Annotated in this window: 19 protein-coding genes; 5 read left to right on the top strand and 14 right to left on the bottom strand. The window is 51.0% G+C overall.

Features of this window, described 5'->3' with window-relative positions:
- The first annotated feature begins 85 nt into the window (after positions 1-85).
- Complete coding sequence (locus BM025_RS04720; RefSeq protein WP_085847682.1) at positions 86-2,104, top strand: methyl-accepting chemotaxis protein; 2,019 nt, start codon at positions 86-88, stop codon at positions 2,102-2,104.
- Positions 2,105-2,173: 69 nt separating this feature from the next.
- On the opposite strand, the gene BM025_RS04715 is transcribed toward BM025_RS04720, so the two are convergent.
- The 3 genes from BM025_RS04715 to xylB form a co-directional block, all read right to left on the bottom strand.
- Positions 2,174-3,688, bottom strand: a complete 1,515-nt coding sequence (locus BM025_RS04715) for an aldehyde dehydrogenase (NADP(+)) (RefSeq protein WP_085847683.1) — start codon at positions 3,686-3,688, stop codon at positions 2,174-2,176.
- 374 nt (positions 3,689-4,062) lie between these two features.
- Positions 4,063-5,367 carry a xylose isomerase gene (gene xylA, locus BM025_RS04710; RefSeq protein WP_085847684.1) on the bottom strand — a complete coding sequence of 435 codons (1,305 nt, stop codon included), beginning with the start codon at positions 5,365-5,367 and terminating at the stop codon, positions 4,063-4,065.
- Positions 5,364-6,803 (bottom strand): xylulokinase, encoded by a 1,440-nt coding sequence (gene xylB, locus BM025_RS04705; RefSeq protein ID WP_085847685.1) that lies wholly within the window; start codon positions 6,801-6,803, stop codon positions 5,364-5,366. The genes xylA and xylB overlap by 4 nt, the downstream gene beginning before the upstream one ends.
- A gap of 333 nt (positions 6,804-7,136) precedes the next feature.
- On the opposite strand from xylB, the gene BM025_RS04700 reads away from it, so the two are divergent.
- Positions 7,137-8,300, top strand: a complete 1,164-nt coding sequence (locus BM025_RS04700) for an ROK family transcriptional regulator (protein WP_244515461.1) — start codon at positions 7,137-7,139, stop codon at positions 8,298-8,300.
- Here BM025_RS04700 and BM025_RS04695 read toward each other — a convergent pair.
- From BM025_RS04695 to BM025_RS04645, 11 genes are all read right to left on the bottom strand, one after another.
- On the bottom strand, positions 8,289-9,140 hold the full coding sequence (locus BM025_RS04695; RefSeq protein WP_085847687.1) for a TolB family protein: 852 nt from the start codon (positions 9,138-9,140) through the stop codon (positions 8,289-8,291). The genes BM025_RS04700 and BM025_RS04695 overlap by 12 nt on opposite strands.
- A gap of 24 nt (positions 9,141-9,164) precedes the next feature.
- The gene (locus BM025_RS04690) at positions 9,165-10,772 is read right to left on the bottom strand and encodes a glycoside hydrolase family 43 protein (protein ID WP_085847688.1); all 1,608 of its coding nucleotides are present in this window, start codon (positions 10,770-10,772) and stop codon (positions 9,165-9,167) included.
- Positions 10,772-11,812, bottom strand: a complete 1,041-nt coding sequence (gene mgrA / locus BM025_RS04685; protein WP_085847689.1) for an L-glyceraldehyde 3-phosphate reductase — start codon at positions 11,810-11,812, stop codon at positions 10,772-10,774. Before mgrA ends, BM025_RS04690 begins: the two co-directional genes overlap by 1 nt.
- A gap of 168 nt (positions 11,813-11,980) precedes the next feature.
- Positions 11,981-13,120 (bottom strand): Gfo/Idh/MocA family protein, encoded by a 1,140-nt coding sequence (locus BM025_RS04680; RefSeq protein ID WP_085847690.1) that lies wholly within the window; start codon positions 13,118-13,120, stop codon positions 11,981-11,983.
- Between the two features lie 21 nt (positions 13,121-13,141).
- On the bottom strand, positions 13,142-13,897 hold the full coding sequence (locus tag BM025_RS04675; RefSeq protein WP_085847691.1) for a sugar phosphate isomerase/epimerase family protein: 756 nt from the start codon (positions 13,895-13,897) through the stop codon (positions 13,142-13,144).
- Positions 13,898-13,994: 97 nt separating this feature from the next.
- A complete protein-coding gene (locus BM025_RS04670) occupies positions 13,995-14,684 on the bottom strand; it encodes a D-lyxose/D-mannose family sugar isomerase (protein ID WP_085847692.1) in 690 nt (229 codons plus the stop codon).
- Complete coding sequence (locus BM025_RS04665; RefSeq protein WP_085847693.1) at positions 14,681-17,092, bottom strand: beta-mannosidase; 2,412 nt, start codon at positions 17,090-17,092, stop codon at positions 14,681-14,683. Before BM025_RS04665 ends, BM025_RS04670 begins: the two co-directional genes overlap by 4 nt.
- Before the next feature lie 126 nt (positions 17,093-17,218).
- Positions 17,219-18,301, bottom strand: a complete 1,083-nt coding sequence (locus BM025_RS04660; RefSeq protein WP_085847694.1) for an ABC transporter ATP-binding protein — start codon at positions 18,299-18,301, stop codon at positions 17,219-17,221.
- Positions 18,302-18,305: 4 nt separating this feature from the next.
- Positions 18,306-19,226, bottom strand: a complete 921-nt coding sequence (locus BM025_RS04655; protein WP_085847695.1) for a carbohydrate ABC transporter permease — start codon at positions 19,224-19,226, stop codon at positions 18,306-18,308.
- Positions 19,223-20,152, bottom strand: coding sequence for a carbohydrate ABC transporter permease (locus BM025_RS04650; RefSeq protein WP_085847696.1), 930 nt, complete (start codon positions 20,150-20,152; stop codon positions 19,223-19,225). Before BM025_RS04650 ends, BM025_RS04655 begins: the two co-directional genes overlap by 4 nt.
- Before the next feature lie 105 nt (positions 20,153-20,257).
- A complete protein-coding gene (locus BM025_RS04645; RefSeq protein WP_085847697.1) occupies positions 20,258-21,490 on the bottom strand; it encodes an ABC transporter substrate-binding protein in 1,233 nt (410 codons plus the stop codon).
- Between the two features lie 319 nt (positions 21,491-21,809).
- Between BM025_RS04645 and BM025_RS04640 the strand changes: the two genes are divergently transcribed.
- The 3 genes from BM025_RS04640 (at position 21,810) to BM025_RS04630 (ending at position 25,151) form a co-directional block, all read left to right on the top strand.
- Positions 21,810-22,853, top strand: a complete 1,044-nt coding sequence (locus BM025_RS04640) for a LacI family transcriptional regulator (RefSeq protein WP_085847698.1) — start codon at positions 21,810-21,812, stop codon at positions 22,851-22,853.
- 77 nt (positions 22,854-22,930) lie between these two features.
- Entirely contained in the window at positions 22,931-23,986 is a 1,056-nt protein-coding gene (locus BM025_RS04635; RefSeq protein WP_085847699.1) for a sugar phosphate isomerase/epimerase family protein, read from the top strand.
- Between the two features lie 25 nt (positions 23,987-24,011).
- Positions 24,012-25,151: a Gfo/Idh/MocA family protein gene (locus tag BM025_RS04630; protein WP_085847700.1), complete on the top strand. Its 1,140-nt coding sequence runs from the start codon at positions 24,012-24,014 to the stop codon at positions 25,149-25,151.
- Positions 25,152-25,176: the final 25 nt, after the last annotated feature.

Below are 25,176 nucleotides of genomic sequence, written 5' to 3'. Positions count from 1 at the left end.
ATTGAGCATATGCGAAAAATAATTTGTCGTTAAATAATTTATTAGAACTCTTGGTTCAATACTGCCTCAAACTTACGAGGTAGACATGTTCCATTTTCGAAATCCAAAGCGCGATACAGACACATCCTTAGCCACGTTAGCAGCCGCAGATGCAGCCCTTGCAATGATTTGGTTCGATTTAGATGCAACAATCACAAACGCAAACCAGAATTTTTGCCAAGCCATGGGCTATGATGCCAGTGAAGTCATCGGGCAAAAGCACGCCATGTTCGTGTCACCCAAAGAGGCGAAAAGCGCTAGCTACTTAGCGTTCTGGGATAGTTTGCGGGGCGGACAGACACAGCAAAAAACCTTTGCGCGCTTACATAAAAATGGATCAGTCGTCTATATTGAGGCCTCGTATATTCCGCTCAAAGACCAAAATGATAAAGTCACAGGTGTGATCAAAATCGCATCGAACGTCACTGAAAAAACCCTCAGTTCCAATCTGAATCGGGCGATGGCCGAAGCTGTGTCACGGTCAACGGCAGTGATTGAATTCACGATGAATGGCGAAATTTTAACCGCCAATGACAATTTTCTAAACGCTCTTGGGTACACTCTTGATGATATCAAAGGTGAACATCACAAAATCTTTATGCCAAAGAACGAAGCCAACACAGCCGAATACGCAGAATTTTGGCAAAAACTGCAAAGCGGAGAATTCATCGCAGGTGAATTTATTCGCAAGGCCAAAGATGGCTCCGATGTCTTTATCCAAGCCAGCTATAATGTGATTTTAGATCCACAAGGCAAACCAGAGCGCGTGATGAAAACCGCCATTGATATCACAAGTCAGCGCACTGCGGTCAATGACCTAACAGGCCAGATGAATGCCATCCACCGCGTTCAAGCTGTGATTGAATTCACCCCCGATGGTACAATTCTCACGGCCAATGACAATTTTCTAGACGCCCTCGATTACACGCTTGAAGACATTAAAGGCCGTCATCACTCTATGTTTGTGCGCGAAAACGAGCGCAACACAGAAGAATACACACAGTTCTGGGACATGCTCAATGCTGGTGAATTCATCGACTCTGAGTTCGTTCGTGTAACCAAAACGGGTAAAGAAATTTGGATTCAAGCCACCTACAATCCAATTTTTGACACCCACGGCAAAGTCTACAAAATCGTTAAATTTGCAGCAGATGTGACACTTTTCAAGACATCTATCATCGACATAAATGCTGCCATTACAGAGCTCAGCCGCGGCAATCTTGCAACCAGCTTGCCAGATGAGATGCCCGGCGAACTCGAAGCTTTGCGCACAAATTTCAATTCCTCACTTGGACGTCTTGCGGCGCTCATCCAACAAATCACTCTTGGTATCGACAACATACAAAGTGAAGTAGATGGGATTGCAGCAGCATCCGAGGACTTAGGGCACAGAACAGAAAGCCAAGCGGCTTCATTGATCGAAACGGCATCAGCCATAACACAGCTCAGTTCATCAGTAGAAAACTCTGCTGAAGGTGCCAAAACAGCCGCCAAAGCTGTGTCGCGTGCCCGCGAACGTTCAGGTGAAGGTCGCGAAGTAGTGGAACAAACCATCACTGCAATGACCGATATTTCGCACAGTTCTGAAGAAATTTCAAAAATCACGTCAGTCATTGACGATATTGCGTTTCAGACCAATCTGCTAGCCTTGAACGCTGGGGTTGAAGCAGCACGTGCGGGCGAAAGTGGTCGCGGATTTGCCGTCGTTGCATCCGAAGTTCGCGCACTGGCACAACGATCTTCAGAAGCCGCCCGCGAAATCGCAAATCTGATTGAAACCTCATCGAACCAAGTTAAATCAGGTGTCGCATTGGTCCATGAATCGGGGACAGCACTCAAAGAAATTGAAACACTCGTGTCGCAAGTCGATGGTCTTGTACAAAACATATCCAGTTCGTCCCAAGAGCAAGCCACCGGCCTAGCTGAAATCAACAAAGCCGTGGACCAACTTGATCAGGTCACTCAGCAAAATGCGGCGATGTTTGAAGAAAGTTCTGCCGCAGTGACTATGTTGAAAAATCAAGCACAGAACTTACACCGCGAGACCAATCAATTTAGCACGTAATAGCTGTATACTGACATATAGTTGCCAGAGAACAGATACCGCGCCACATGGCGCGGTATCTTAAATCACTTAAGCAATATCTGTCGGCAAGACCGACGCAGGGATATTTTGGTAGCTCACAGGGCGCAAAAAGCGACGGATTGACAAGGTGCCAACGGACGTTGCTCCAAAGTTGGTCGAGGCAGGGTATGGTCCACCGTGAACCATCGTATCACAAACCTCGACACCCGTTGGAAAACCATTTGCCAAAACACGGCCCGCTTTGCGTTCCAAAATCGGAAGCAAGGCACGTGCCTCATCTGCATCCTCATCATCAAGATGAAGCGTGCAAGTGAGCTGGCCTTTCAAAGACATTGCAACTTGGCGCATTTCGTCCATGTCTTTGACCCGAACGATCAAACCAAGAGGGCCAAAGACCTCTTCGCCAAGCACTTCATTTTTCAACCATTCTTTGCCAGTCGTTGCAAACAAATATGGCGCGGCTTCACGCAAATCACAGGTTGAGGTCAACAATTCTTGTACACCAGTGGTACCAGAAATCTGAGCGCTGCCTGAACGGTAAGCTTTGGCAATGCCATCTGTCAGCATGGTTTGTGGGCCAACTGATGAAAGCGATTTTGTTGCCACGTCAGTAAAAGTGTCTGCATCAGGCCCATCTAGCACAATACAAATTCCTGGGTTTGTGCAAAATTGCCCTGCGCCCATTGTCAAAGATCCAGCCCACCCAGCGGCAATCTCGGACCCGCGATTGGCCAATGCTGCAGGCATAAAGAACATAGGGTTCACCGAACCAAGTTCCCCAAAGAATGGGATTGGCTCAGGACGTTGAGCACATAGATCAAACAAAGCGCGACCACCACCGAGTGAACCAGTAAACCCAACAGCTTTGATCAATGGATGTTGAACCAAAGCAGCCCCAACTTCGCGGTTGCCGCCTTGAATGAAAGAGAACACCCCAGGATGTAGGTCGCAAGATTTGATTGCGGCATGAATTGCCTCAGCAACAATTTCACCTGTTCCAGGATGAGCCGAGTGACCTTTGACCACCACAGGACAGCCCGCAGCTAATGCCGCAGCAGTGTCACCACCAGCAGTTGAAAATGCGAGTGGGAAATTAGATGCTCCAAAAACAGCAACTGGCCCGATAGGGCGCTGCATCATCCGAATGTCAGGGCGCGGCATGGGTGCGCGATCTGGCAAAGCTTTGTCATATCTGCGATCCAGATAGTCCCCAGCCAAAATGTGAGATGCGAACAAACGCAACTGACCTGTAGTGCGGCCACGTTCACCTTGTAAACGTCCGGTTGGCAGACCTGTTTCTTCTGACCCGATTTGAGTAATGGCATCTGCCCGTGCTTCGATTTCATCGGCAATTGCCGTCAGAAATGCAGCGCGTTCTTCACGGCTGGAATAACCAAAACTCCAAAATGCATCCTCTGCGGCACGTGCCGCTTGCCCAACCAAATCCGGTGTTCCGACACTAAAATTGTGAGGGTCTCCAGTTGCGGGCTCTGACGCAAAAACGTCTTGAGTTCCGATCCATTCGCCACAAATGAGATGTTTTCCATGGGGTGTGAATGTCATGAGACTTCCTTTTTTGCCACTGTTGAAGTGCGCAGGTTAAATCACAAGAGATCTATTTTTGTCGACCAAGATCTCGTTCGCAAGTGCTATGAAAGGGCGCGTATGTCACGCCCTTCATTAATCATACTAATTGAGCCTCTTGCGCCAAAATGCAACCCCGATGGCGTGATTTGTGAACGCCAATATCAATTTTTAGGCCAAGCTCTCAATATCTCAATCCAGACTGTGCCTTGCACACCCATATGACACATTCTCGAGCCGTCATTTGAAAGCTTGACCAAGTGCAAATTACCACGGCTCTCAAAACCTGATTGCACGCTTTATTAAAGTGCCCCTATCACATCACACCCTCAAAAACCTGTAAGCTAAGCGGTTTAAACATATGTGCTCACAAGATTTTCAAGACGTTCCTGACGTCCTGAGCGAGGCACGGGATTGATATTTTGGGTCAACACATGCCGTTGAATGCCTTCCAATGTACCATCTTGCAGCATCTCTTGGTTGGCTGGCAGATCCCAATCGGCATAACGTTCCGCCCGCGCTTGTTCGAGTGTGCCATCCTCAAACATTTTTGCCGCAGCTTTGAACCCCCGAGCACAAATATCCATCGCGCCGACATGTGACAAAATCAAATCCCCAGAATCAAGAGATTGACGGCGCAAACGCGCATCAAAATTGGTGCCGCCTTTGGTCAAACCACCCGATTTGATCACTTCATAATAGGCCAACGCCGTTTCTGGCACGTTATTTGGGAACTGGTCCGTGTCCCAACCAGATTGATAATCATTGCGATTCATATCGATTGAACCGAGCATATCAAGCGATCCAGCCAACGCCAATTCATGTTCAAATGAATGCCCAGCCAAAATCGCGTGACCTTGTTCAAGGTTCATTTTTACTTCGTTTTCAAGACCATACCGCTTAAGGAATCCATAGACTGTGGCCACATCAAAATCATATTGATGCTTTGACGGCTCTTGTGGTTTAGGTTCGATCAAGATTTGCCCGTCCCAGCCCATCTTGTGTTTGTAATTCACCACCATTTCCAACATCCGCGCAGCTTGGTCTGCTTCACGCGATAAGTTGGTGTTCAACAAGGTTTCATACCCTTCGCGCCCGCCCCAAAGCACATAGTTTTCCCCGCCAAGCTTGATCGTCGCATCCATGCACGATTTGATCGTGGCGGCAGAATAGGCAAACACATCAGGATCAGGGTTGGTCGCAGCGCCAGACATAAAGCGGCGATGTGTGAACAGATTGGCTGTGCCCCACAACAGTTTCGTGTTGGACGTTTCCATTTTACCGGCAAAGTAATCGACGATCTCTTCAAGATTGCGTTGATTTTCCGCATATGTCGCCCCTTCAGGGCGCACATCCAGATCGTGAAAACAAAAGAACGGTGCGTTTAAAATATCAAACATTTCAAAAGCGACATCGGCCTTAAGCTTAGCGTTTTCCATCCCACCATCAAACCACGGACGTTCAAACGTACGTCCGCCAAATGGATCACCGCCCTCATAGGCAAAGCTGTGCCAATAGGCGATCCCAAAGCGCAGATGATCTTCCATCCGCTTGCCAAGCACAATTTCGTCAGGGTTGTAGTGTTTGAAAGCAAACTCATTTGTGCTGTTTGCGCCCTCGAATTTAATCTGGGGAATGTCTTTGAAAAAAGTGCTCATGTCAGGTCCTTTACGGCAGCTTGGCCCGCTTTGAACCGGGCAAAGCCAGCATCAAACGCGGATATAAGAGATGGATTTGGATCAATCGTTGCGTGAATTTGAGGCGCTGAAGCCAGCTCAGCTCCCCCGCCTGACGCGGCCATTTGACCAAGCCGCGCAGCCCCGAAGGCCCCGCCAAAATCACCAGAAACAGGCAAGTCAACAGATGTTCCCAGCGCAGTTGCGATGGCTTCGACCCAGTATTTTGATTGTGATCCGCCACCGACGGCCAAAAGTCGATCAATTTTAGTGCCCGTTTTGGCCAAAGCATCACGGCAATCACGAATGGCATATGTCACCCCTTCAAGCACTGCGCGCGTACCGGCTGCGGTGTCTGTGGCATGCTCAAGACCAGTAAAGGCCCCGCGAATGCTGGCCGAATTCAACGGCGTACGTTCACCGCCCAAATAGGGTAAAAACTGTGTTTTTGTCGGAGCTTGCAATGCGCCAAGCTGCGACGTGAGCGCAGCGGCATCTTGCCCTACAAAACGGCCATACCAGTTCAAAGCATCGGTCGCTGACAAGATCACGCCCATCTGGTGCCACGTGTTGGGCACAGCATGACAAAACGTATGTACTGCTGTGTCGGCATCGGGTTGGTAACCATCATTGGCTGCAAATAATACACCAGATGTTCCCAAAGAAACAAAGGCTTGCCCCGCTTTAACCACACCGACACCAACGGCAGACGCGGCATTATCACCGCCCCCGCCAGCAATAACGCAAGAGGCTTGGACACCCCATTTTTGCGCCAAAGCGGTTCGCAATTGGCCTGAAACTTCAGAGCCTTCGACAAGGCGCGGCATGTGATCGCGTGACATATCTGTGGCCGCGAGCAAGGCGTCTGACCAATCGCGCGCGCCTGTGTCGAGCCAACTGGTGCCCGCAGCATCCGACATTTCGGCGACATAATCACCTGTCAGGTACAAACGCAGGTAATCTTTGGGCAATAGAACCTTGGCCATTTTTTTGAAAATATCGGGTTCGTGCGCTTTAACCCATGCCAATTTAGGAGCTGTAAAACCGGGGAAAACAATGTTGCCGGTGAGCGCACGGAACTGTGGATCGGCATCTAAAGTGGCAGCCTCGGACGCGCTGCGAGTGTCATTCCACAAAATACAGGGGCGTAGCACCGTATCCTCAGCATCCAAAAGCACAGCGCCATGCATGTGGCCCGACAAACCAATCGCCTGCACAGCGCTTAGATCAATCTTGGTTTTCAAGGTTTGCATGATGGTGTCCGTCGCGGCGATCCATGCCGCTGGATTTTGCTCGGACCAGCCATCAAATGGGCGTTCATTGGTCAATGACACATGCGCCTCTGCCAAAATAATTTGGTCATCGTCCATCACAATGCCCTTAAGACCTGAAGTCCCGAGATCCAAACCTATGTACATTATGTTCTCCCTGCGCGGTTCTGAATTTGTTGCATGCAGCGCACCGCATGCAGATTGGCACGATGTCGAATCGCGCTTTGCATGCCGAAAGTGGCGCAATTTATTTTAACTGTCAAAATAAATAAGTCCGAAAGCTTGTGACATCTTGAAAGAATACTTAACCTCTTCCAATACCCACAATAAAAATGCCACTCTACACTACGGGTCCATCCGCTTATTTACGATAAAAATGAAAGAATATTGACCGTGCCTTCAAGTCTGCCAACACACCATAGTATGGACAAGGACGGATGCGGCCCGACCCTAACGAGACACGTTCAACCGAACAAGCCATTGAAAAGGCGCGTCTTTGATCTGGTGCGGGCGCGCGGCACAATCGCACGCGTGGATGTGGCCCGTACGCTCGACATTTCACCCGCCACAGTGACATCCACATCGGCCGATTTAATAGCACGCGGATTTATCGAAGAAACAGTTGTGCAACGCCAAGAGGCCAACACAGGGCGCGGACGTCCGCCCACTGGATTAAAGGTCACTGGATCAGCAGGCTATGTGATTGGCATCAAAATATCAGACCAGTTCAATTCAGCAGTCATTTTGGATTTATCTGGCACAAAGATTGACACCGTTTCACTGGCCACACACCGCGCACCGCGCACCGCGCGTGACATCATCCAAGAAACAGGCGCGCTGATTGACGCTGCTCTGCACGCCACAGGATTGGAAAAAGACGCAATCACGGCGATTGCCGTCGGCCTGCCAGGCATGGTCGATTTTGATGCTGGGCGTTTGATTTGGTGCCCATTTATAAAGGAACGCGACATTGCGCTGCGCGACATGTTGCAAGACGCATTTGGCTACCCCGTGCGCATCGACAACGATGCCAATCTGCTGACTTTGGCCGAGTTGTGGTTTGGCGCAGGGCGTGAGCGCGACAACTTTGCCGTGGTGTCCATCGAGCACGGTGTTGGCATGGGATTGGTGATCAATCACGAAATGCAACGCGGCGGCATTGGGCTTGGGATGGAGCTGGGTCATAGCAAAGTACAACTGGATGGCGCGCTGTGCAGATGTGGTCGACGCGGATGTCTTGAGGCCTATATCGCCGATTATGCTTTGGTGCGCGAAGCATCGACCGTGCTTCAAACCCCACACGGGAGCGAGACAACAAGCGATATGATCGAGACGTTGTTTGCACGCGCACAAACTGGCGATGCCGCAGCGCGTGCTATTTTTTCCAAAGCGGGCAGATACTTAGCCATGGGACTGGCCAATATTGTGACGTTATTTGACCCTGCGTTGATCTTGCTGTCAGGCGAACGTTTACGGTTTGACTATCTGTATGCCGATGAAGTTTTAGCCGAGATGCAGCGCCTAACAAGCGAGCAAGGCCGCGCACCAACACCGGTAGAAATCCACGCTTGGGGTGATTTAATCTGGGCGCAGGGCGCAGCAGCTTTGGCATTAGAGCACGCCACCGAAATTTTAATCGACTAGCCCGCGCGCGTATTCCACATAGGCAAAGGCCACGCCATCTGGCGACCAAGACGGTACATTAATCGTACCTTGCCCGCCAAACAAAGACACCAGCGTTTCGGGTGTCTCGCCTTTGCCTTTAAACAAACGCAACTCGACGTCTTTGCCCGCAGGATGGCCTTGGGTGCCTTCGGGATATGCAAGGTAGACGATTTTATCGCCCTCAGGCGCGGGGTGCGGGAACCAATTCACACGCTCATCATTGGTCATTTGTTCGGCATCGGAGCCATCAACACGCACCCGCCAAATGTCAGAAGACCCATTTCCCGAGCGCTCGGAATTGAACCAAATCCATTGTCCATCAGGGGTGTAATCAGGGCCATCATAGTGATGTGCGCTTTGGGTCACGCAAGTTTCCGCGCCCCCTTCAATCGCGATTGTGTAAATGCCAAAAACGCCATCGCGCACAGCCGTATAGGTCAGCGTTTTGCCATCAGGCGACACACCGTGCCACCAAGACGGGCTGTTGGACGTCACGCGTTGTGGGTCGGGGTCGTCATCGCCAAGGTTCTGCGTCCAGATGACAGACCCTTGGCCATAAGTGTGATCGGAAAAGATCAACGTTTCGCCGTCCGGCGTGATGCCGTGATCATTGTTGAGCTTGATACACAGGCCTGTGTCAATTTCCCACAGCTCAGGATTTTCCAGATCGACCCAAAACAGACTGCCATCCCCATTAACGATCAAAGCATCGCCTTCGGGCGTCCAATTTGGGGCCTCGATGTGCATATCCGTTTCCAAAACGGGGAACGCGCGCGCCTCTTCAAAATCATACACCATTATGCGAGAGGTCCAGCTCATCTGATCGTCCTTTAAACGCCGCCTTTAAGGGTGAGGCGTATATGAGAAATGGGAAAACAGTGCTTCGCGCCCCTGCCCCGTGATGTCCATCGCATACATGCCAACAAAGCCCCCCGTAAAGGACCCATGTTCGCCAAAGCCCGCCTCATCCGAGATAAGCGTGGCGTCCAAAGTGCCGCCGATGGGGGTCCAATCGCTATCATTCATGCGCCATGAGAACTGCAAATCGGCATGATCCACATTGGCCCGCATCTGGACAGGTCCATCAGGAATGGCAACAGCATCGCCGTGCCACGTCAGTTCATTGTCGGCAAAGTCGCCAAGACAAGACACAACGCGCAAACAGCGACCAATATCAGGCTCATAACAGACCAAAAGCTTGTGGAATTTATGGCGATTGTAGTAATGCGTCAGCCCAGCTGCTTGCTGATAAGTATCAGGTTCGAAAGACACTTCTGTCTGAACTTCAAACACGAAGTGTTCTTGGCGGCGCGCCACCAAAGCGTTTTCAAACCAAGAGCCAAAGCTCTCGCGCCCAATAACATGCAGGCCATTGTCGACCCGAAACAGGCGTTCAGGATGTGGATGACGCAACCACTGAAAATCGCTTGGCAGCTCAGTGCCTTTGAACTGGGTTTCACGTTTTTTTGGCACGCGAGATACTACATCTTTGAGCCCTGTCAGTTCAGCGCGCGGTACCAAACCGCCAGTCTCTAGATACAGCCAATCGTCTTTCCAAACGCCGCGCTCAATCCCCGTTTCACGCCCCATCGGGCAGAAAAATTGGCCCGAACCACGTTTTTGAATGGGCCGCCCCATAAGAAACGTATGATAAATTTCACCCTCAGGTGTTTCAACATATTGACCATGCCCCGTGCGTTGAATGGGGCTGGTCGTCAAAGGCGTATCTTTGGTGGTGACCACGTGTAAATCGGGGTGATCCTCATAAGGGCCCCAGATGGATTTGGACCGCGCAAGGCTGACCGCGTGGCCATACCCAGTGCCGCCCTCAGCCGTGGTCATGTAGTAATATTCGTTTCGTTTGAACACATGTGGTGCTTCGGTCAAACCATGAGGCGTTCCCGGGTAAACGTTTGTAACTGGCCCTGTCAGGCCGTGCTCAGGCGACCATTCTTGCATCAAAATCCCATCGAAAGACGAGTGCTTGGGATTGCCACCAGTGCCTGCGCCCCGATGGTTCCACTGCATGTTCATAAAGTATTTTTTGCCATCGGCGTCGTGAAACAATGACGGATCAAACCCAGACGAATTCACATACCAAGGATCGCACCAATCGCCATCAATTGTGTCGCAAGCGGTGATGTAATTATGCGCATCTTTGAACTTACCATTGAAGCGTTTTACATCGGTATAGACCAGATAAAACTTGTCACCATCATGGGACAAACAGGGAGCCCAGACACCGCAACTGTCTGGATTCCCTCGCATATCAAGCAAAGCCGCTCGATTAAGAGGACGCGCAACCAGATCCCAATTCACCAAGTCCTTTGAATGAAAAATCTGTACCCCAGGGTACCATTCAAAGGTCGATGTGGCGATGTAATAGTCATCGCCAACCCGCAAAAATGAAGGGTCCGGGTTAAACCCCGGCAGGATCGGGTTGCGGATCATTAGATGGCCCCTTTGTTCTCTGACGACAGTGCCCAAAGGTTGATTTGCTCTTCATCTGCGTATTCGTCGATCAAATCCAACTCTTCTGTTGTGAACTCAAGATTGGCGACAGCGCCAACACAATCGGTCACTTGGCTGGGTTTGGATGCGCCGATCAAAGCGGTTGTGATCCCGCCATTGCGTAGAACCCATGCGATAGCCATTTGTGCCAGTGTTTGCCCGCGCTGTTTTGCCAGATCGTTAAGCTTATTGAGGTTCGCGATGGCCCGCTCTGACACCATGCTTGGGTTCAAGGATTTGCCTTGCGTTGCGCGCGACCCTTCAGGAATGCCGCCCAGATATTTGTTGGTTAACATGCCTTGTGCGAGGGGCGTAAACGCGATTGATCCAACACCCAACTCTTGCAGAGCATCTTTCAGCCCATCGTGTTCCACCCAACGGTTGAGCATATTGTAGCTTGGCTGATGAATAACGCAGGGCGTGCCAAGGTCGTTCAAAATGGCCACAGCTTGGCGTGTGCGTTCGGTGTTGTAGCTGGAAATCCCAACGTAAAGCGCTTTGCCTTGACGCACGATGCTGTCCAAAGCGCCCATGGTTTCTTCCAAAGGCGTGTCGGGATCAAAGCGGTGCGAATAGAAAATATCGACGTAATCCAAGCCCATACGTTTGAGCGATGCATCACAAGACGACATCAGATATTTGCGTGATCCCCATTCGCCGTAGGGGCCATCCCACATGCGATAGCCCGCTTTGGATGAGATAATCATCTCATCACGGTAGCCCGCAAAGTCGGTTTTCAAAATCTCCCCAAAGGCAGATTCAGCAGCGCCCGGGCGCGGGCCATAGTTGTTGGCCAGATCGAAATGGGTGATACCTGCGTCGAATGCGGTGTGCAAAATATCGCGTTTGGTTTGGTGTGGCGTGTCATCACCAAAGTTGTGCCAAAGACCCAAAGATACCGCGGGTAATTTCAATCCTGAATTGCCGCAGCGACGGTATTTCATTGTCTCGTAACGATTTTCAGCGGGGGTATAAGTCATGACATTCTCCAAAAATAACGGAAGGCACAGCCCTCCTCGGCTGCACGATCCCAGTGCCTTGGTGGGCATGATGCGCAGTAAAACACGGAAAAAACCAGTGTCATGCCTGCATGCCCCTTGAGCACAAATGTGGAGGGCGCACCAACGCCGCGCCACTCCGTTGTCAATTTAGCCAAGCAGTTTCGCGGCCTCTTGTGGTGTCACGGCGGCCGGGCGCTCGCAGGTTGTTGTCATCTCGACAAAACGCCCCTCTGCGCCAGATTTCAACACGCCCGTCATCACCTCAACCGCATGCAGCGCCAATTCTAATGAACAGCGATGCGGACGGTTTTCAACAATCGCTTGGGCCATATCAGCCAACCCTGCGGTGCGGTAATTGGCGCGATCCACGCCTTGCCCATCCACTTGGTTGTTGATGCCAAAAGGGTGCTCTGGCTGCTTGAGTTCCTTGATCTCTTTGTCGATGCCCGAGATTTCCACAAGTCCGCCAAAGAAGTTCGGATCAGGCACAAAGATTGATCCTTGGGTGCCGTAAAGTTCCATGTTGGCATGGCGATGCGCCCAAACATCCCAAGACGTGGACAGCGTGATCGTGGCGCCAGAGACGAACTCAAGCAAAGCGTGAATGTTTGTCGGCGTCTCAACAGGGATTTTTTCACCAGCGCGCGGCCCCGGCGTGGTGATTGTGCGTGTGTCAGACGCCGCAGACGTGAGCGCCACAACCCGTTTCACAGGGCCAAGCAATTGAACCAGATTGGTCACGTAATACGGCCCTAAATCCAACATCGGACCGCCGCCTTCGACAAAGAAAAAGTCGGGATTTGGGTGCCACATTTCCATACCGGGGGACATCACATGCGCTGTGCCTGCGGTGATTGTGCCAACTTTCCCTGCATCTATGGCCGCACGCGCCGCTTGATGCGCGCCGCCCATCCACGTGTCTGGCGCAGAGCCAACCCGCAAGCCGGTTTTTGCACAAATACTGCGCAACTCTTCGCCCTCATCCAAAGTCAAAACAAATGGCTTTTCGGAATAGGCGTGTTTGCCCGCATTCAAAATTTGTTTTGTCACCCCGAAATGCGCCGCAGGAATGGTCAGATTAAGCACCAAATCGATGTCATCGGCAGCCAAAAGATCATCAACAGACAGGGCGCGCACACCCTCATATTCGCCAGCGCGCGCGGTGGCTGCATCCATATTCAAATCCGCGACTGCGCGTATGTCTAGCGCCCCAAAATTAGGGGCAAGATCTAAGTAAGAGGTCGAAATATTTCCACATCCAATGATGCCAACACCAAGCTTTTTCATAAAAACTCTCTTTCTTAAACTCTAAAATTTACGTGCATTTTCAATGGAAACTGCGGCAAATCGTTTGTGATCTGATGGGTTGTCATGTTCCATCACAAACAGATTGGCTGAGGTATATTCACGCACACAGGCCATGATTGCAGGCCAATCCATCGTGCCTGTGCCCGCGTCGGCCCAGCCGTCTTCTGATGTTTTTTCACCTGCTGGCGCGATGTCTTTAACATGAACAGCCGTGATCCGTTTTCCATAGCGTTTGATCACTTCGATCGGGTCTTTGCCCCCGCGCACAACCCAAGCAATATCTAGTTCGAATTTCAATGTTGGACCACCTTCGGCAATCAAGTCTTGGGGCAGTTCGCCCGAAGTCAAATCGTTGAATTCAAAATCATGGTTGTGCCACCCAAAGATCAATCCTTTGGCGACAAGAGGCGCGCCTGCTTTTTCCAAACGCGCCCCAAAAGCACGCCATCCTGCAGCGTCGGTAGGACGGTCTTCTGGCATCAAAAAGGGCACATAAACGTGTTCGATATTCAAAGCGCCACAAATGGCCAGAACCCGATCAGGATCATTTTCAACCATATCAAGTGAAAAGTGGCCGGATTTCATATGAAGTCCTGCTGCTTTGAGATTGGCTTTCAGTGCATCGATCCCGTCAAGTTCGTTGTAAAATGCGCCGTATCCTTCGCATTCGGCGTAGCCAAGCTCACCGATCATCGCGATGGTTTCGTCATTGCCCCAGTTGCGTGAACTGTAAAGTTGGTATGAAAAATTGGTCATGTCTGTCTCTCCCTTACGTTCCCATTGTGTTGTGAACGCTCATTTATCATCGCAACCAGCGCACCAACTTCCGGTGCGTGGTTGCCAAAAAACGGTGTTATGTCAGCCAAGTGTCATAGTCGGACACCAGCAGATGTTTTGGATGTGCATCCTCGACGATGTTCGAAAATCGGCCGATTGGATCGCTAAAAATATTGTCTGTGCGGTCGTCATTGACGTTGCTCACTTCGCCGATCAAAACCTTGCCGCCCTCGCCCCAAAAGGCATGCCAATGATGCGGTTCAAGCGTGACGCTTTCGCCGGGGGCCAGTGCAAGATGTTCGCCAGCTTTAAGCGTACGCCATTGTCCATCTGTCAGCACTTTCACAGGCGCTTGATCATCGATCGCACCATCACTGGTGGCCGTGAACAATTCGATAACCAAAGTTGCCCCGCCACGGTTGATAATATCTTCGGTCTTTTTGATATGACGGTGCATGGGCGAGATTTGATTTTCGTTCGAAATCAACATCTTTTCAGCGTAAAGCATGCCCATTCCAGCCGATACATTGGCATCAGATCCATTGCGTACCGTGAACAAAAACAGGCCTAAATCTTCAAAATGACCCTGCCCATAATCGGTAATATCCCAGCCCATCATGTGGTCGCGGATCATCGTGCCGTCTGCGGAAATATGGGCCTTGAATGCCTCGGGCGACAGGTAGGCAAAGGGGGGCATGATGAACCCGAAAGAGCGCATAAACGCGTCCGATTCAGTCAAGATGTCATTAATATCAGAACGCTTCATTGGGTTTCTCCGTAGGTCGCGGAATGCAAATCACGCAGGGTGAGTGTTGGAACCGCGCCTGCCTGTTCAGGTGTAAATGTAACGGTCAGAGGTTTTTCAGCCAAAAGCGTAAAGGCATTTTGGCTAAACCGCCCAGCCACATCAGCCTCTAAACTGACATAAAGGCCCAAGCCTTTGGCGGTCAGCGTCACTTCCGTCACGCCGTCTTTTTGCATCGTTTTCATGTCGATTTGAGGTGGTAAAAGATCCATGGATTTCCACGGCAGCGGTGCATAAATATCATTGCCAGACAGGGGCGTGCCCATCAGGTCATCCCCCGCATCCCATTCAAAATAAAGCACTTCATCCGCGTTCAAAACCGAAGACTGCAATCGCAATGCCTCTACAGCGCTTGCGTTTTCTACATTGACAGTGAAATGATCAAGGGCGCGCGTTTGCCCCGTCATATCCAGCGCAAAAATTCGCAGATCGACAGTGCGGTCCTCAGCCAGATCAGAGGTTACAGTGAAAACCACATCATCTTTATCTGGCGCTATGGCGACCAAAACTGGGGCGTAAAAGTCTTTGGCCATGTGGTGCAAAAGCTTCCAATTCCCACCATAATCAAGGCTCGACCACGACGCACAAGGCCATGTATCGTTAAGCTGCCAGATCAACGTGCCCATGCAATGGGGTTTGAGCGAGCGCCACCACGACACGGCAGTTTTGATCGCAAGGCCTTGCTGTACTTGGCTCAAATACACGAAATTTGGGAAATCCACGGGAAAGCGAAAATAGCGAAACATCGTCGCCGCAATGCGTTCATTGCCACCCTCATTTTTCTGGTGACTTTCCAAAACGGGGGCTGAAATGTTGCGGTCTTCGGCCGCGACGAATGTCTCGATGATCTGGTTGGACGGGTAGCTTTGAAAGCCAAATTCCGAACAAAACCGCGGGCGAATATCGCGGTAGTGATCAAAGTCTTTATTTTCATGCCACACAGACCAAAAATGCATATCGCCAGAGCTGTCATCATGCCACGCATCGCCAAAATCAAGTGGCCCCGCAGAAGGCGACGAGGGCCACCAAATAGCGTTGGGATGCGTTTCAAACAGCGCCTTTTCAAGCGTGCGATTCAAGCGATCATACATCACCAAATAGGTGTCACGGTTCTTGATGCTCTCGTCGTACCACGTCAAAGCGCCGATCAATTCATTGTCGCCACACCAAACGGCCAATGACGCGTGGTGGTGCAAACGTTGCACGTTTTCACGCACTTCAGCGTCGACATTTTGCAAGAATGCATCATCACAAGGGTATAAATTGCAGGCAAACATGAAGTCTTGCCAAACCATCAGCCCCATTTCATCACACAGATCATAGAACCATGTCGGCTCGTACCGCCCACCGCCCCAAATACGGATCATGTTCATGTTGGCATCGACCGCCGATTGCAGCAGTTTTTCCACCTCAGCGCGATTAATTTTGCCAGACAAAGCATCAGCGGGAATCCAATTGGCCCCTTTGGCAAACACATCGCGTCCATTGACGCGGAATTTAAACCCAACACCCGCATCGTCTTTTTCGGTGATCAGTTCCATTTTACGCAACCCGATACGACGCTCGTGAGTGTCTTCATCAAGACGCACTTGCAAATCATAAAGCGGTTGCATGCCCTGCCCCGCAGGCCACCAAAGTTCTGGATGCTCGACGCTAAACACGGCACGCGCAACGCCCTGTTCGATTTTCGGCGTCTGACTGCGCCCGCCAAAACGCATCTCAACCGTGTTGCCATCAGCGGCGTTTTGAACATGGGCAGCGACATGCAAAGTTGCTGCGCCGCTGGCATCAAACTCTTGGTCAATCATGATATGCCCCACGCGCGGCTGGGCTTTGGCGACAAGATACACCTGCCCCGTCACACCAAAAGGTGCCAGCGCGATGTTCCAATCCCAGCCAAAATCACACGCAGGTTTACGCAGCATATTGCCGTTCGGAATGGGACAATTGAACGAGTTAGGAATAGAATAGCGCTGCGCCTCTTGGCGGGCCGCGCCCTCGGATACCACCGAATGAAAGTTCAATTTCAGCGTGTTGTCACCGATTTTAGCCTGTTTGGACACATCCGCACGCCATGTTCGAAAACTGTTGTCCGCCTGTAAAACCGTTTTGCCATTCAGCACAACGTCAACAACCCCGTCCAACCCCTCAAGCACCAGTTCTTGCATCGTGTCTTGCAGGGTGAATGTTGTTGTGGCGGTCCAGTCGCGCGCGCAAATCCAACGCAGATCATATTCGTTGCGCCCCCAATAAGGGTCCGCGATTTTACCCGCAGTTTGCAGTGCGCTAATGCCATCAAACGGCAAGGTTACAGGCACGCTATAGGTGCCGCAATCATCGCGCAAAAGCCAGTTGTCGTTGAGACGCATGGAGAAGTATCCTTTGGGTAGAAAATTAGTAATGCATTGGAACATACCCAAAAGGGCACACCCCAAAGTAAGGCACAAAATGAGACCCCAAGACCGTGATCAAAAGGCGCTCTTAGGGCTGATAAATCAAAGGCGCTCTTCGCTGACTTTGTCGAACATAGACGCATGAGCGGGATCAAACGAAACCCCGAACGTGTCGCCCATTTTCACAGTAGATGTGCCATCCATCCGAATGCGAAACGGCGCGCCTGCAACATGGGTCCAGACCAAAGTATCTGCCCCCATAGGTTCAACAATTTCAGCAATCACATCGATTTGCACAGGACCATCCCCGCCGACAATAACATTTTCAGGTCGGATGCCAAACCAAGCAAGCCCGCCTAATTTGCCCGTTGGCGTGAACTCGTAGCCTTTGAGATCAATAGACAAATTGCCCGCTGTAAAGACGCCACTGTCCACGGTGCCTTCAAAGAAATTCATCGCGGGCGAGCCGATAAAATCAGCCACATATTTGTTCACAGGGCGATTGTAGATTTCTTTCGGGCTGGCGAGCTGTTGGATCAAACCGTCTTTCATAATCGCGATACGGTCTGCCAAAGTCAGAGCTTCGACTTGATCATGGGTGACATAAATCATGGTGTTTTTTAGTTGCTGGTGCAGTTGTTTCAACTCGACCCGCAAATCTGTGCGCAGCTTGGCGTCCAAGTTCGACAAGGGTTCATCAAACAAAAACACATCCACATCCCGCACCAAGGCACGGCCAATGGCAACACGTTGACGTTGCCCGCCAGACAAAGCGCCCGGTTTGCGGTCGAGCAGTTCTTCCATTTGCAAAATTTCGGCGGCGCGCGCGACCCGTTTTTCGATCTCGGCCTTCGGCACTTTTGCGTTTTTCAAACCAAAGGTCAGATTGCCGCGCACCGTCATCTGCGGATAGAGCGCATAAGATTGAAACACCATGCCAATGCCGCGATCAGATGGCTCGGCCCACGTTACATTTGTACCACCAATGTGAATTTGCCCGCCAGAGACTTCTAAAAGACCTGCGATGCAATTGAGCAACGTGGATTTCCCGCAACCTGACGCGCCCAAGAGCACGATAAATTCGCCAGAAGCGATATCGAGGTTAAGGTCTTTGAGCACTTTGACAGCGCCAAAATTCAGATCAAGATTTTTGATAGAAACGGATGGATTTTCGATGACTGTCATAGTCTTAGCCTTTCACAGCGCCGGCTGCGATGCCGCGAACGAACAGCTTGCCGGAGATGAAATAGATAACGAGAGGCACAAGGCCAGTGAGCAAAGTGGCCGCCATATTGACGTTGTATTCTTTGACCCCTTGCACGGAATTTACGATATTATTGAGTTGCACCGTCATCGGATAAATCGCGGGTTTGGTGTAGACGACGCCAAACAAGAAATCATTCCAAATACCCGTGACCTGAATGATCATAGAGACCACGAAAATGGGCAAAGACATGGGCAACATGATCTTAAAGAAAATGGCCCAAAACCCAGCGCCATCAACGCGAGCCGCTTTGAACAGTTCTTGTGGGATGCTTGAGAAATAGTTTCGGAATAACAATGTGTTGATCGGCATACCAAAAATCATATGCACCAAAACCAGCCCACCAAGCGACCCCATAAGGCCCAGTTCACGCAAGATGATCACGATTGGATACAGCATGATTTGGTAGGGAATAAAGGCACCCAAAAGCAAGATGTTAAAGAACACTTCTGAACCTTTGAACTTCCACATCGATAGGCCGTACCCAGATACGGACGCCACGGTGATCGACAGTAAAACGGATGGGATCAAGATACGCACAGAGTTCCAAAACCCGCGCGAAAGCCCGTCACAATTGATGCCCGTACAGGCCTCTGACCACGCTTTCACCCAAGGTTGAAACGTGATTTCGGCGGGGGGCGAAAAGATGTTGCCCATGCGGACTTCGGCCATGTCTTTGAGCGATGTCACGATCATCACCCAGAGCGGCAAAAGGTAGTACAAAGACATGACAATCAGCGTGCCATAGATGAACAAATTGGCCCCAGAAAAAGCGCGCTTTGGCTTGGGGCCTTTGGGGCCTTGCAGCTGCGCATCTGCGGTTGTGAGGTGTGAGACTCTGGTCATTGGTCTTTCTTGCCCCCGAATTGAAGATAAACATATGGGATGAGAATGATGACAACCATCACCAACATCATCGTCGAGGCAGCGAACCCTTGGCCCAAATTTTGGCGCCCAAAGAGCGTGTCATAAACGTATTTTGCGGGCACTTCCGATGAAATCCCCGGCCCACCAGAGGTCTGAGCGACCACCAAGTCATAAACTTTGACAATACCAGAGGCGATCAACACGAGGGCCGTCACAAACACGGGTTTCATCATCGGAATAATCACCACAAGATAGGTTTTCACCGTGCCGATCCCATCCACTTTGGTGGCTTTCCAGATGTCTTCATCAATGCCACGCAAACCTGCAAGCATGATGCACATGATCAGCCCCGTGCCCTGCCAAAGCCCCGCGATTAAGATGCCGTAAATCACGATGTCGGAATTATAGAGTGGGTCAAAAGTAAAGCTTTCCCACCCCAGTCCACGCACGATGGATTGCACCCCAAATTCAGGGTTCAAAATCCATTGCCACACAAGCCCCGTCACCACGAACGACAACGCAAATGGGTATAAAAAGATGGTGCGAAAGGTGTTTTCAAATCGAATTTTACGATCCAGCAAGGCAGCCAAGAGAAACCCTATAACCAAAGTGAAAACCAACGAACACAGTCCGTAAATAAACAGGTTTTCGACAGAGATCAGCCATCGCCGCGAACTCCACAGGCGCTCGTATTGATCAAACCCCACAAAGTCGAGTTTTGGCAAAAGCTTGGAATTGGTAAACGAATGAACAATCGTCCAGCCCGAACAACCGATAAAGATGACCGTCGCAGTCAAAATCATCGGAATGGCCGCGATCTTTGAACTTAGGTTTTTGAATATCTTGATCGGCGGCTTGGCATACTCGCGCCGCGCGTGATCAACACCGTGATCCGTAACTGCCATGGCAGAAACACCCCCCTATTGCGGGCTGACTGGTCTGTGCCAGTTCAGCCCAAAACTGAAAGATCTGGCCGCGCGTGACGCGGGCCAGATCAAGAATGCACGGGATCAATCAGCGTCAGCAATGATGCCAGCGTATTCCGCTTGCGCATCTGCCGCTGACATATCGGAGGACCAGAACTCAGTCATAAGGTCTTCGATTTGACCGGACGTGTCAGGGGAAAGCGCCATGTCGCCAGATGGCATAATGTTGCCAGACTCCAAGATCGCGAGACCTTTTTTCATACAGTCATTGGCGGCAGCCAAATCAACGTCACCGCGCACTGGCAAAGAGCCTTTTCTCAAGTTGAATTCAACCTGAACCTCTTTTGACAACATCAAAGCTGCCAATTCTTTTTGGGCTGCTTCGACTTCAGGATCGTCTTGTTTTGGGAAATAAAACGCATCGCCCGCAGTGTCGATCACAGCATTTACACCCAAGCCTGGAAGACATGTGTAATCGGTGCCCGCAACTTTTTCGGCAACAGCAAATTCGCCTTGCGCCCAGTCACCCATGATTTGCCCGCCAGCTTTGCCTTCAATCACCATAGCTGTCGCTTGGTTCCAATCTTGTACGTTGGTCTTTTTCGAATATTCGCGGGCAGCAGCAGCCGCGTCAAACACTTTTGCATAGGCTTCGCCGCCTGCAACGTCAGCGTCTTTTGCAATGTTCACAGCTTTCCAAGCGTCTTGACCTGCGATGGCAATGGCAAGAACGCCAAATGCACCAGAAGACTGCCAAGCCTGTCCACCCATCGCGAGCGGCACAATACCTGCCGCATCAAGTGCAGGCATAGCGGCAACATATTCATCCCAGTTTGCTGGAACGTCTACGCCGATGTCAGCAAAAGCAGAGTTGGACAACCACAACCACTGCCAAGAATGGATATTCACAGGCGCACAGTAAATGCGACCATCAAGCGTACAGGCGTCCAGCAATGATGACGGGTGAACCACGTCTTTCCAACCTTCGGCTTCTGCAACATCGGTGAGATCAAGCATAAGGCCGGCCTCAACAAGCTCTTGCGCTTGGCGGCCGTGGTTGAATTGTGTGGCGCCCATAGGATCGCCACCCAGAATGCGGGACACCATGATGGGACGCGCCGTGCTGCCGCCGCCGGCAATCGCACCGTCGACCCAATTGTGTTCGGTTTTCTCGTTAAATGCTTTGGCAAACTGGGTCACAGCAGCGGCTTCACCGCCAGATGTCCACCAGTGTGTGACTTCAAGATCTACAGCATGCGCAGTCGTTGCTGCGGCGCAAAGAGCTGTTGCGCTCAAAAGTGCTTTGGTCAGTTTCATGTTGGTCGTCCTCCCTTGTTTCGAAAACGTTACAGGATCACCTATAACGTTATAGATTTGCAAAAAGCCTAGATTCGGGGGCTTAGCATCTCTACAGTCATGAGTATGTCAGCAGATTTGAAAGGCACAAAGGAAAAAAAATCAAAATCGTTTTCTTGGCTTTTTTTACTGTACGCACGACATGTTACCGCTATCAAATACAGACCAACAATACGCAAAAACAAACTGCGACACGACAAAACAAGCGACGGCTGGCGCGAATCACTCGCAATAGGATGACTGCGACAACACGCCTCTACTATGGCAATAAGGATGGGATATGACTTCATCAGAAGATGACAAAATCGGGCTACGCGCAGGCGAACGTCCGACACTGAAAACCATATCCCGCATCACGGGGCTTGCCGTTGCGACGGTCAGTCGTGCGTTAAACGATGCCCATGATATTTCGCAAGACACCAAAAAGCGCGTCAAAGCCTGTGCGGATTCCATCGGATACCTGCCCAACAGAGCTGGGGTGCGCCTGCGGACAGGGAAAACCAATGTGATTTCGCTGGTGCTGTCGACCGAACACGACATGATGAACCACACCGCGCAACTCATTTCATCCGTCGCGGGCGCACTGCGCACAACCCCCTATCATCTGATCGTCACACCGTTTTATCCCGATGAAGACCCCATGCGGCCCATCAGGTACATCGTCGAAAATAGATCTGCCGATGCGTTGATCATCAACCAAACAGAACCAAAAGATGCACGCGTTGAATACCTGATCAAACGTGGATTTCCCTTTAGCACCCATGGGCGCACCAACAGTCCGATTGCCCACCCCTATGCCGACTTTAACAACTTTAAATTCGGCACCATCGGGATGGAGGCACTGGCGCGACGCGGGCGAAAATGCGTTTTGGTGCTGCCCCCGCCAGCCTATCAAAACTATGGGCGCGAAGTGTTGGACAGCACCAAACAAGCCGCAGAACGGTTGGGAATACGCCGTCTCGTGCTGCAAGACGTGGCATCCGATAGCCCTGCGCAAGATATCGAAATAGCCGTACGCGGGGTGTTGACCACACACCCTGAAATCGACGGTTTCTTTTGTGCGTCCACAACCTCGACCATGGTTGTGGTCGATGTAGCTGAAACGATGGGGCATAAAATTGGCGACACGATGGATGTGTTTTCAAAAGAAGCGATCCCGTTTTTACGTCGCTTTCGGCGTGAGATTTTAGCAGTGCATGAAGACGTCCGGCACACAGGCACAAGCCTTGCACAGGCTGTGATTCAGGCGATTGAAACACCGAATGCTCCGCCGCTTCAAGTGCTCGATACGCCCACGTTCGATGATCCACTACAGGGTTCATAAACCCTGATATCACATTGAAACCACATATATTATCTTGAGTACACAAGCACGAATTACACTTTGGGAGGAAACAACATATGGCAACGACACTGAAAGGTCCGGGGATTTTTCTGGCGCAGTTTGCAGGGGCACATGCGCCCTTTGATACACTGGAAAACATCACCAAATGGGCCGCGGGGCTTGGCTACAAAGGCGTGCAAATTCCAACGTTTGTGACCCATTTGTTTGATCTCGATAAAGCGTTTGAAAGCGATGCCTATATAGATGAGGTCAAAGGGATTTGTGCCGATGCAGGCGTGCAAATCACTGAGTTGTCCACCCATTTGCAAGGACAACTTGTGGCCGTAAATCCCGCCTATGATGTATCTTTTGATGCCTTCGCGCCTGCCCATGTGCATGGAAATCCAAAAGCCCGCCAAGCGTGGGCCGTAGATCAAATGATGAAAGCTGCGGTTGTCTCGCGCAAATTTGGGTTGAACAATTCCGTGTCGTTTACAGGCTCTTTGGCCTTTCCATATCTTTACCCTTGGCCACAGCGCCCTGAAGGCTTGATCGAAGAAACTTTTGCAGAATTGGGCCGTCGCTGGACCCCCATTTTAAATGCCTACGAAGACCAAGGGGTCAACATTGGCTACGAAATCCACCCTGGCGAAGACGTGTTTGATGGTGCCACATTCGAGATGTTTGTCGATGCCGTTGGCGGGCATGAACGCGCCCAGATTAACTATGATCCATCACATTTCTTGCTGCAGCAAATGGATTATCTAGCCTTTATTGACCTCTACCACGACCGCATTTGCGCCTATCACGTGAAAGATGCCGAGTTTAATCCAGATGGCCGCCAAGGCGTTTACTCAGGCTATCAATCTTGGATCAACCGCGCCGCACGGTTTCGATCTTTGGGCGATGGTCAGGTCGATTTCAAAGCTATTTTCTCAAAATTAGCCCAATATAATTACGACTCTTGGGCGGTTTTGGAATGGGAATGCTGCTTGAAATCACCAGAGCAAGGTGCGGCAGAAGGCGCGCCTTTTATCGCCCAACACATCATTGAAACGACGGACAAAGCCTTTGATGATTTTGCAGGTGGTGCTGTCGATAAGGCCACACTCAACAAAATTCTTGGGCTCTAACACTGTCTCTTTAGGAATTGATAACATGACACAAAAACTCAAATTGGGCATGGTTGGCGGCGGACGTGGTGCCTTTATTGGTGCGGTGCACCGGATTGCCGCACGCATCGATGACGAATGGGATTTGGTTGCGGGGGCACTGTCGTCCGACCCAGACCGTGCCGCAGCATCCGCCGCAGATTTAGGGATCGACGCCACGCGATCTTATGCCTCATACGCCGACATGGCCAAATCAGAGGCCGCGCGCGCCGACGGCATTGACGCGGTTGCGATTGTGACGCCAAATCACATGCACGCTGGCCCCGCGATTGCGTTTCTTGAGGCTGGCATTCACGTGATTTGCGATAAACCTTTGTCCGCAACCATGGAAGATGCGCTTAAAATCGAAGACGCGGTCAAACGTACTGGCAAGTTGTTCATCTTAACCCACAATTACACGGGTTACCCCATGATGCGCCAAGCCCGCGAGATGATCGCAAACGGCGAGCTTGGTGATCTGCGCATGGTGCATGTGGAATATGTGCAAGATTGGCTGACCGAAGCGGCTGATCCAAACAACAAACAAGCCGATTGGCGCACGGACCCAGCGCGGTCTGGCGCGGGGGGCTGTGTTGGCGACATTGGCACCCACGCGTTCAACCTTGCCAGCTATGTCACTGGTTTGGAAACGCAAAAGCTTGCAGCCGATCTGACAGCGTTTGTGCCGGATCGCCGTGTGGACGACAATGTTGAGGTGATGTTGCGCTTTAAAGGCGGGGCCAAAGGCATGCTTTGGGCGTCACAAATTGCGGTTGGCAATGAAAACGCGCTGCGCTTGCGGGTTTTTGGCACCAAAGGCGGCATTGAATGGGATCAAGAGACACCCAATCAAATGACATTTACCCGCTTTGGAGAACCCAAACAAATCTACACCCGTGGCGGCGCTGCTGCCGCTGGTGCAGGCTTGCGCAACTTGCGCACACCAGGGGGCCACCCTGAGGGGTATTTAGAAGCCTTTGCAACGATTTACGCGGAAGCTGCCCAGATCATTCAAGTCAAAAAAGATGGCATAGGCGTACCAGATGGCGTGCATACGCCGGATATCTCAGACGGCATTCTTGGGATGAAATTCATCGCAGCGTGTATCGACAGCTCAAACAACGACACAGCTTGGGTCAGTTTGTAAAAAGCACCCTACGACAGAAAAAAGC

The sequence above is a fragment of the Pacificibacter marinus genome, from assembly GCF_900109555.1.
Lineage (GTDB): Bacteria > Pseudomonadota > Alphaproteobacteria > Rhodobacterales > Rhodobacteraceae > Celeribacter > Celeribacter marinus_C.
The sequence above is the reverse complement of the archived record's forward strand: the minus strand, read 5'-3'. Positions and strand labels throughout refer to the sequence as shown.

What these genes read in the sequence shown, in the direction of transcription:
- BM025_RS04720 (WP_085847682.1), top strand. Translation starts at nt 86, where the DNA reads ATGTTCCATTTTCGAAATCCAAAGCGCGATACAGACACATCCTTAGCC.
- BM025_RS04715 (WP_085847683.1), bottom strand. Translation starts at nt 3,688, where the DNA reads ATGACATTCACACCCCATGGAAAACATCTCATTTGTGGCGAATGGATC.
- xylA (WP_085847684.1), bottom strand. Translation starts at nt 5,367, where the DNA reads ATGAGCACTTTTTTCAAAGACATTCCCCAGATTAAATTCGAGGGCGCA.
- xylB (WP_085847685.1), bottom strand. Translation starts at nt 6,803, where the DNA reads ATGTACATAGGTTTGGATCTCGGGACTTCAGGTCTTAAGGGCATTGTG.
- BM025_RS04695 (WP_085847687.1), bottom strand. Translation starts at nt 9,140, where the DNA reads ATGAGCTGGACCTCTCGCATAATGGTGTATGATTTTGAAGAGGCGCGC.
- BM025_RS04690 (WP_085847688.1), bottom strand. Translation starts at nt 10,772, where the DNA reads ATGATCCGCAACCCGATCCTGCCGGGGTTTAACCCGGACCCTTCATTT.
- mgrA (WP_085847689.1), bottom strand. Translation starts at nt 11,812, where the DNA reads ATGACTTATACCCCCGCTGAAAATCGTTACGAGACAATGAAATACCGT.
- BM025_RS04680 (WP_085847690.1), bottom strand. Translation starts at nt 13,120, where the DNA reads ATGAAAAAGCTTGGTGTTGGCATCATTGGATGTGGAAATATTTCGACC.
- BM025_RS04675 (WP_085847691.1), bottom strand. Translation starts at nt 13,897, where the DNA reads ATGACCAATTTTTCATACCAACTTTACAGTTCACGCAACTGGGGCAAT.
- BM025_RS04670 (WP_085847692.1), bottom strand. Translation starts at nt 14,684, where the DNA reads ATGAAGCGTTCTGATATTAATGACATCTTGACTGAATCGGACGCGTTT.
- BM025_RS04665 (WP_085847693.1), bottom strand. Translation starts at nt 17,092, where the DNA reads ATGCGTCTCAACGACAACTGGCTTTTGCGCGATGATTGCGGCACCTAT.
- BM025_RS04660 (WP_085847694.1), bottom strand. Translation starts at nt 18,301, where the DNA reads ATGACAGTCATCGAAAATCCATCCGTTTCTATCAAAAATCTTGATCTG.
- BM025_RS04655 (WP_085847695.1), bottom strand. Translation starts at nt 19,226, where the DNA reads ATGACCAGAGTCTCACACCTCACAACCGCAGATGCGCAGCTGCAAGGC.
- BM025_RS04650 (WP_085847696.1), bottom strand. Translation starts at nt 20,152, where the DNA reads ATGGCAGTTACGGATCACGGTGTTGATCACGCGCGGCGCGAGTATGCC.
- BM025_RS04645 (WP_085847697.1), bottom strand. Translation starts at nt 21,490, where the DNA reads ATGAAACTGACCAAAGCACTTTTGAGCGCAACAGCTCTTTGCGCCGCA.
- BM025_RS04640 (WP_085847698.1), top strand. Translation starts at nt 21,810, where the DNA reads ATGACTTCATCAGAAGATGACAAAATCGGGCTACGCGCAGGCGAACGT.
- BM025_RS04635 (WP_085847699.1), top strand. Translation starts at nt 22,931, where the DNA reads ATGGCAACGACACTGAAAGGTCCGGGGATTTTTCTGGCGCAGTTTGCA.
- BM025_RS04630 (WP_085847700.1), top strand. Translation starts at nt 24,012, where the DNA reads ATGACACAAAAACTCAAATTGGGCATGGTTGGCGGCGGACGTGGTGCC.